Raw genomic sequence first — 6335 nt, forward strand, 5'->3', positions numbered from 1 at the left:
GGGCGTCTCTTAGCAGTCGGTTTCGATGGAGCCGTCGTTGCCAGTGGCAGGCTTGCGCGACGGGCGGCTGGGGGTGTAGTCGAGCTGGGTGTAAAGCGCGTCGAACTCTTTTTTCAGCGTTTCGTGGGCGCTTTTGAGCTCAGCAAAGGCGGCCTGAGTAGGGCGCTTTTTAAGCGATTCGCTGAGTGCCTGGTGTTTTTCCACAAACAGCCCGAGGGTCTCTTCCAGATCGGCGCGGAAGGCAGCAAAGCCGGCTTCTGTTTTGGCGTCCTGCTTTTTGAACAGTGCTTTGACGCGCTCGGCCAGTGACGGGCCGCGCTCTTCCGTTTCTTCTTGCTCGTTGAATGAGAGCTCGGTTTCGATGGCCTCAGAGAAGAGGTTTTCCGGGCGCTGCTTGCGGGCGGCTAGCGGGGAGTTTTTACCCTCGGACGCGCTGAACTTGAGCATGGAGGTGCCAAGAGAGGCTGGGGAATCAGTGACGGCCAGGCCGACCAGATACGCCTCGCCGGAGTCGGCAAAGTCGAGGTCGATCTCCATGGAGGTGTAGATCTTCTGGCGTTTCTCGACCATGGCTTTGAGCTCATCGGTCGGGTCGATCTCGGCGTATAAGCCTAGCTTGCCGTCGTCACCTTCTTCGGTTTTGAGCGCGGTGACGTCGCCGTAGGCTTTGAAGGGGCCTTCCGGCAGCAGGCCTTTGATGTGCTCCATATTGACCCGGCAGCCGTAGTTGTCGGGGTCGAAATTGACGGCCATTTGAGTGAGCCATTCGGCGCTGATGGTGCGGCCATCAGTGGTAGCGCCTTCTTTTGCAATGCGGTGCCAGGGCATGGTCGGGCCTCGGTGTGTGGGTTGAGCGTTTGGCTGCGGTCAGGTTCCCCGCACACGCGGCTTGGCTCAATGAGAGCTAGGTGTAAGTGGCGTGACTTACACCGGGCGGGGCAATCGTGACTGCGCCTGCGCGGGTACGCTGGCGGCATGACGCCTCAAGCCAACATCGACGACGACCACTACCGCCTCTCTGCCCGCCATCTTTTTTGGATGGGGTGGCGGATTGCGCGCATTGCCGAGTTCCTGGATGTCCCCAGGGCGACCATTGATTCGTGGAAGAAGCGCGACGCCTGGGATGACGCGACGCCGACCCAGCGGGTAGAGGGGGCGCTGGAAGCGCGCCTGGTGCAGCTGATTTGGAAGGAGCAAAAGGAAGGGAAAGACTTCAAGGAGATCGACCTGCTGGGCCGCCAGATCGAGCGGTTAGCGCGGGTGCATAAGTACCAGAACAGCCGGAAGGAAGCTGACCTGAACCCCAATATTGAACGCCGCAATGAGGGGCCGAAAAAGAAACCGGCCCGCAACGATGTGGGTGATGAAGGGGTGATTCAGATTGTCGAGGCGTTCGAGGCCTCGCTATTCGATTACCAGCGGGGCTGGTACCGGGCGGGGCAGCATGAGCGGATTCGTAACCTGCTCAAGTCGAGGCAGATCGGCGCGACCTGGTACTTCGCCCGCGAGGCGATCGCCGATGCCATGGAGACAGGTAAGAACAAGATCTTCATGAGCGCGAGCAAGGCCCAGGCGCACATCTTCCGGCACTACATCGTGCAGTTTGTGAAGGAAGTCACTGGGGTGGAGCTGAAGGGCGACCCCATCATTCTCGCCAACGGCGCGGAGCTGCACTTTTTGGGTACCAACGCCAAGACGGCGCAGGGCTACCACGGCGATACCTACCTAGACGAATATTTCTGGATTCATGGCTTCGAGACGTTTCGCAAGGTGACGTCGGGCATGGCCATGCACAAAAAGTGGAAACAGACCTACTTCAGTACGCCATCTTCCGTTGCCCATGAGGCTTACCCATTCTGGACCGGTGACCGGTTCAACAAACGTCAGAAGAAAGCCGACCGGGTGAAGATCGATATCAGCCACGCGGCCTTGAAGAACGGGGCGCGGGGGCCTGATGGCCAGTGGCGGCAGATCGTGACCATTGAGGATGCGATTGCCGGGGGCTGTGACCTGTTCGACATCGATCAGCTGCGCTTGGAGTACAGCGACGATGAGTTTGCGAACCTGCTGATGTGCGAGTTTGTGGACGACACGCAAAGTGCCTTCCCGCTGGCGATGATGCAGCGCTGCATGGTGGATAGCTGGGATGCCTGGCGGGATCTGAAACCCTTCGCGCCGAGGCCCTATGGCGAGCATCCGGTGTGGATTGGTTACGATCCGGCCGGTGATGGTGAAGATGGCGATGGGGCGGGCCTGGTCGTGGTCGCACCGCCAAAAACCTCTGACAGTAAGCACCGCATCCTGGAACGCCATCGCCTCAAGGGCCGCGACTATGAGGCCCAATCTGAGTTTATTCGCAGCGTGACCCACCGCTATAACGTGACCTTTATCGGCGTCGATACCTCGGGGCTCGGTGAAGCCGTGGCCCAGCTGGTGGCGAAGTTCTTCCCCACCGTCACCCGTTACCGCTATACCCCCGAAATGAAGTCGCGCCTGGTGATGCAGGCGCAGCAGATCATCAATAAGGGGCGGCTTGAATTCGATGCTGGGTGGGTGGATCTCGCTCAGTCGTTTATGGCGATCCGCCGGGAGCTGACCGCCTCCGGTCGTCAGATGACCTACACCGCCGGGCGAAATAACCAAACCGGCCACGCTGACCTGGCGTGGGCCACCATGCACGCCTTACACAATGAACCACTCGATGGCCCGGTCGATCACGGCACGGGCCGTTCCCTAATGGAGATGTACGGATGAGCGAAGCGGCAGCAGCGCAGAAGCCGCGGGTACGCGTGCCTGCTTACGTGAAAGACACCGAAACCACGGCCGCGCCTGCCAAAGCGGAGGCGTTCAGCTTTGGCGAGCCGACGCCGGTGATCGATGGTTATGATTTTTTCTACACCGGCTGCTGGATGCTGGGCAATGAGTGGTATGAGCCACCGGTGGATTTTCCAGCGCTCTCCCAGACCTACCGCGCCACGGCGCACCATGGCTCAGCTATCCAGGTGAAGCGCAATATTCTGGTGCGTTCCTTTATTCCCCATCCGCTGTTAAGCCGCCAGGCGTTCAGTGCGCTGGCCACCGATTACCTGGTGTTCGGCAACTGCTACCTGGAAAAGATTTATGGTCGCTTGAACAGACTGCTGGCACTGAAACCAGCGCGGGCGAAGTACGTTCGCCGCGGGGCGGATCTTAGCCGCTACTTCTGGGTGCCCAACTGGTCGGATCGTAGCGAGTTCGACGAGGGCAGCATCATTCACCTGCTGGAACCGGATATTAACCAGGAGGTTTATGGCGTGCCGGATTACCTGGGCGCGTTGCAGTCGATCTACCTGAACGAAAACGCCACGCTGTTTCGGCGCAAGTATTACCTCAATGGCTCACATGCGGGCTTTGTGATGTACGTCTCCGACGCTGCCCACAACCAGGAAGATATCGACGCCATGCGCACGGCACTTAAAGAGTCGAAGGGCGTTGGCAACTTCCGCAACCTTTTCCTGTACAGCCCCAACGGTAAGAAAGACGGCATTCAGATCATCCCGATCAGTGAAGTGGCCGCCAAGGATGACTTCGCCGCCATCAAGAACATCACCCGCGACGACCAGCTTGCCGGCCACCGCATCCCCCCGCAGCTCATGGGCATTATCCCCAATAACACCGGCGGGTTTGGTGACGTGGAGAAGGCTGCCAAGGTATTTGTGACTAATGAGCTAGAGCCGGTGCAGGCGGTGTTCAGCGAGATCAATGATGTGCTGGGGGAGGAGGTGATTCGGTTTAAGGAGTATTCGTTAGACCCATAATAAAAAAGCGCCTGGCATGACCAGGCGCACATCGCTCGTTTCATCCATGAAAGCAGTGGGAGCGTCCCGGCCCCGCAAGCGATAACAACTACTGTATATCAATACTGTATATTTGAACAGGTATCATGGATGATGAATCGACCGATATTGCCCTGGATGGGCGGCAAGCGACGCTTGGCCAAACAGATCCTACCGCTATTCAAACCGCACACCGCCTACGTGGAGCCATTCTGCGGCGGTGCTGCGCTCTTCTTTATGAAAGCACCCAGCAAAGTAGAGGTGATCAACGACGCGCATGGGGAGTTGGTCAATCTCTATCGTGTGGTGAAGCACCACCCTGATGAGCTGGTGAAACAGTTCCGCTGGGGGCTGATCAGCCGGGAAGAGTACCTCACTCAAAGAGAGATCGACCCTCGCCACCTAACGGATATCCAGCGGGCGGCGCGGTTCTTCTACCTTCAAAAGCTAGCGTTTGGCGGTAAGGTCAGCGGCCAGACGTTTGGCACTTCTGCGGTTTCCCCACCACGAATGAACCTGCTGCGCATTGAGGAAGATCTCAGCGCCGCGCACCTGCGCCTGGCTCGTACAGTGGTTGAGCACCTGGATTGGGCGGAGTGCATCAAACGCTACGATCGGGAAGGGACGTTGTTCTACCTCGACCCACCTTACTGGGGGACTGCTGGGTACGGCTGCGACTTTCCGCTTGAGGAGTATAACCGCATGGGCAAGCTGGCCCGAGAAGGGCAGGGACAGTTTGTGATCAGTGTCAACGACACGCCCGAGATGCGCGATGCCTTCCATGGACTGAACATTCAAACTACTGAAATTCGGTACACGGTCGGTCAGCGGGCCACCGAGCCGCGCGGCGAGCTGATTATCAGTAATCGCTGAAACAGAAGTCAGGCCTATAACAATAACGCCGCCTCAATGAGGGCGGCTATCGCTTATCCAGTAGCCTGAGAAGAGAGACAGCTATCTCTATAGGTACGCTCTTCTTGGATACTGCCATCCTCTTGATATATTTCAACGACTCCATCTTTACCAACCATATATTCTTGCATGAACAAAATGGTTTTCTCTTTAGTATCAGCGCGCCCAATGGCCAACCGGGCTCCGGCTCTTTGGAACTTCCATTCATCTTCCTCTTTTGAGATGTGATAGTTTTCCACCTAGCCCCCTACAGTTGAAGTTTGCTTTGGCTATATTAAACCAAAAAAACTAGCCCTGCCCACCCACGGCGCGCCGTCGACTCCCCGCCCCGCCTGCGCGCTAAACCTGTGTGTTTTTATGCACCCATGCACAGGCCGCTAAACCGCGCCGTTACAAGGGAGCGTGGCCAAATTACGCTCGCTCATTCTCATGCGGAATCGTGCAAATTTCTTCACAAAGCGAAAGGTCGTGGGGTAGGCCAGCTTGGTTTCACATGAAAGCTTGGGTGCGTCGGAAAAAGGTAACTGTAGTAATTTTGACGATTTTTGACCGTAGGTTATTGTTTATCTTTATTTTCTTGGTTACCTCTAAAAGGTAATAGAAGGTGACCTAAAAGGTAATCATAAAATAAGTGTCTGAAAATATTGGGTTTCTTGAAAGTGAGAATTCACCTCTTATAAAGGTAACCAGGTCACCTATCAGTTACCTTATTATTACCTTTTGAACGACTGTTTTAATTGTATTTATATCAACTTCTTATGACAAAATATGGAGTTTGGTTACTTTTATTACCTTTTTCCGATACCCCCAAACATTCTGGCCTAGCCCTCGCACATGATGCGCACACGCACGTTTTCAGGGTGTTAACGCCAAAAGCTGGGGAACATGCTGGGAATGGAAATGCTTCGTTTGCTCGGTACAGTAGTATGTAAATCAATGGCTTACTGTAAGTTTGGCTGCTCAGTGTGGTTTCGAATCCCTCCCCCTCCGCCACAGAATTTAAGAAAGCCCGCTCAATTGAACTGACCCCATAAACTTGGACAGTGAACAACTAAGCGGCCAAGGCCTGATTCCGGTACTGCACCGGACTCAGGCCTTTTAGTTTGGTCTTAATACGCTCGTGGTTATAGTAATGGATATAGTGTCGGATGCCCGCCTGTAACTGCTCAATAGTGGCGAACCGATTCAGGTAGAAATATTCAGACTTCAGCGTTCCAAAGAAGCTCTCCATCGCGGCATTATCCAGGCAATTTCCCTTGCGTGACATGCTCTGGATCACCCCATGCTCGGCGAGCTTGCGCCGGTAGGCAGGCATCTGATATTGCCAACCTTGGTCGGAATGCAGCAGCGGCGCGTCTTGGTCGGTCAGCTTGGCCAAGGCTTTGTTCAGCATCTCCCCTACCAGCGAGAACTGTGGTCGTTTCTGCATGGTGTAAGACACAATTTCCCCGTTATAGAGGTCCATCACGGGCGACAGGTACAGCTTCTCGCCTCGGACATTGAACTCCGTGACGTCGGTGACCCACCGTTGGTTGGGGCGTTCAGCCTGAAACTGACGGGCAAGAAGGTTGGGAACACTGGCCTGCTGGCCACGATAGGAGCGGTATT

At 55.8% G+C, this 6335-nt stretch carries 6 protein-coding genes; 3 read left to right on the plus strand and 3 right to left on the minus strand.

The genetic code is table 11. The features are described 5' to 3' along the window. Nucleotides 1-9 precede the first annotated feature (9 nt). On the minus strand, nucleotides 10-828 hold the full coding sequence (locus V8L70_RS03055; protein WP_336268816.1) for a GPO family capsid scaffolding protein: 819 nt from the start codon (nucleotides 826-828) through the stop codon (nucleotides 10-12). A gap of 147 nt (nucleotides 829-975) precedes the next feature. On the opposite strand from V8L70_RS03055, the gene V8L70_RS03060 reads away from it, so the two are divergent. From V8L70_RS03060 to V8L70_RS03070, 3 genes are all read left to right on the plus strand, one after another. Further along, the gene (locus tag V8L70_RS03060) at nucleotides 976-2754 is read left to right on the plus strand and encodes a terminase large subunit domain-containing protein (RefSeq protein ID WP_336268817.1); all 1779 of its coding nucleotides are present in this window, start codon (nucleotides 976-978) and stop codon (nucleotides 2752-2754) included. After that, nucleotides 2751-3797, plus strand: a complete 1047-nt coding sequence (locus V8L70_RS03065; protein ID WP_336268818.1) for a phage portal protein — start codon at nucleotides 2751-2753, stop codon at nucleotides 3795-3797. Before V8L70_RS03060 ends, V8L70_RS03065 begins: the two co-directional genes overlap by 4 nt. A 129-nt stretch (nucleotides 3798-3926) precedes the next feature. Next, nucleotides 3927-4688, plus strand: coding sequence for a DNA adenine methylase (locus tag V8L70_RS03070; protein WP_336268819.1), 762 nt, complete (start codon nucleotides 3927-3929; stop codon nucleotides 4686-4688). Nucleotides 4689-4741: 53 nt separating this feature from the next. Here the strand turns inward: V8L70_RS03070 and V8L70_RS03075 are convergent, their stop codons facing one another. Both V8L70_RS03075 and V8L70_RS03080 read right to left on the minus strand, forming a co-directional pair. Next, complete coding sequence (locus tag V8L70_RS03075) at nucleotides 4742-4966, minus strand: DUF2188 domain-containing protein (RefSeq protein WP_336268820.1); 225 nt, start codon at nucleotides 4964-4966, stop codon at nucleotides 4742-4744. Nucleotides 4967-5778: 812 nt separating this feature from the next. Beyond that, nucleotides 5779-6335, minus strand: a 557-nt coding sequence (locus V8L70_RS03080) for an IS3 family transposase (protein ID WP_336268821.1), incomplete at its 5' end; no start/stop codon positions are given.

Source organism: Vreelandella arctica (genome assembly GCF_037070215.1).
In the GTDB taxonomy this organism is placed as follows: Bacteria; Pseudomonadota; Gammaproteobacteria; order Pseudomonadales; family Halomonadaceae; genus Vreelandella; species Vreelandella arctica.